General features: G+C 67.6%; 2 protein-coding genes. Both read left to right on the forward strand.

Translation table 11 applies throughout. The annotated features are described in order from the left end of the window. Nucleotides 1-101 precede the first annotated feature (101 nt). Complete coding sequence (locus ACFXGJ_RS24425; RefSeq protein WP_378625860.1) at nucleotides 102-566, forward strand: nitroreductase family deazaflavin-dependent oxidoreductase; 465 nt, start codon at nucleotides 102-104, stop codon at nucleotides 564-566. A gap of 102 nt (nucleotides 567-668) precedes the next feature. Continuing rightward, nucleotides 669-1,346 (forward strand): GNAT family N-acetyltransferase, encoded by a 678-nt coding sequence (locus tag ACFXGJ_RS24430; protein WP_378625861.1) that lies wholly within the window; start codon nucleotides 669-671, stop codon nucleotides 1,344-1,346. The last annotated feature ends 59 nt before the right edge of the window (nucleotides 1,347-1,405 follow it).

Below are 1,405 nucleotides of genomic sequence, written 5' to 3' on the forward strand. Positions count from 1 at the left end.
GCACGAGCTCGAGCGCCGCGACGGCTCGACCGCCCTGATCTCGATGTGCGCGGGCGGCGCGCTGGCCACCGGCACCATCATCGAGCGGATCTGACGCCACGATGAAGCGCCCACCGTTGCTCGACACGAAGTTCACCCGAATCGTCATCAAGTGGATGTCGAAGTCGAACGTGATCGCGTACCGGGCAACCGGTGGGCGCCTCGGCGGCACCTGGCGGGTCGGGAGTGCCGCCAAGAACGGCCTGCCGATCTGCCTGCTCACCACCACCGGACGCAAGAGCGGCGAGCCGCGGGTGAGTCCGCTGTTGTTCCTCGAGGACGGCGACCGGGTCGTGCTGGTCGCCTCCCAGGGCGGTCAGCCCAAGAATCCCCTGTGGTACCTGAACTTGAAGGCCGACCCCAACGTCACGGTCCAGATCCGTTCGGATGTGCGCACGCTGGTCGCACGGATCGCGGACGACGCCGAGCACGCGGAGCTCTGGCCGCGACTGGTCGCGATGTATCCCGAGTTCGACGACTACCAGTCGTGGACGGATCGGAAGATTCCCGTCGTCGTGTGCGCATAGCAATTGCCCCTCCGTTGACAGACAATGCGATGAGAGTGCCCGCCGCCCACCCGGCAGGCGCGCGCTCCGCTGTTGCAGACCAACGGATAGGGAGATTTCGTCATGACGGCTGGCCCCCAAGATCAGATCCTGGACCGACGTGAGCTCGCCGCGGCGCTGCTGAAGGCGCTCGACATGCGGCACGAGGTCCTCGACGCCATCGTCGACAGTGACGATCACGAGGCCGCCGTGCGCACCGTGAGCGGGCTGCTCGAGACGAGCGCGGCCAACGCCAACGTGGTGCTCGGCCTGCAGCTCGGCAGGTTGACCAGAATCGAACGCGACCGGCTCAGCAACGAGGTGCGCAACCTGGACGCGACCCTCAAGTGGCTGCCGGAACAGCGCCCGTTCGCCACTGGCGCGGGTGTCCGGCTACGACCGTTCAGCACCAGCGACACCGACGCCGAGCTGTTCCGGCTGCGGTCGGCCGAGCAACTCGACGACGACGGTTCGCCGTGGCCGACCGACCGGGTGGAGTCCGAGCGCAGGGCCGGCCTGAATCGGGTCGACGACGAGAGCGCGGCATGGTTCGTCTGCGAAGACGTGAGTGGAGACCGGCCCCGGAGCGTCGGCCTCGTCTTCGGTGAACTCACCGGCCAGGAAGTGGACATCGCGGTGTGGATCGCACCGCAGTCACGCAAACACGGATACGGCACCGCCGCGCTCAAGCAGTCGCGCAGCGAGCTGGCCGCCTACTTCCCGGGGACCGTCGTCGTCGTCCGGACCGCAGCAGGCGCATAACGCAGTGGTGCGGTTACGGAGGGGCAATCCTCCGTAACCGCACCACTGCGCGAAGCGCA

Source organism: Rhodococcus sp. NPDC059234, assembly GCF_042754225.1.
GTDB lineage: Bacteria > Actinomycetota > Actinomycetes > Mycobacteriales > Mycobacteriaceae > Rhodococcus_G.

Bases quoted from the DNA above. Each gene is read 5' to 3' on its own strand.
- ACFXGJ_RS24425 (WP_378625860.1), top strand. From the start codon at position 102: ATGAAGCGCCCACCGTTGCTCGACACGAAGTTCACCCGAATCGTCATC.
- ACFXGJ_RS24430 (WP_378625861.1), top strand. From the start codon at position 669: ATGACGGCTGGCCCCCAAGATCAGATCCTGGACCGACGTGAGCTCGCC.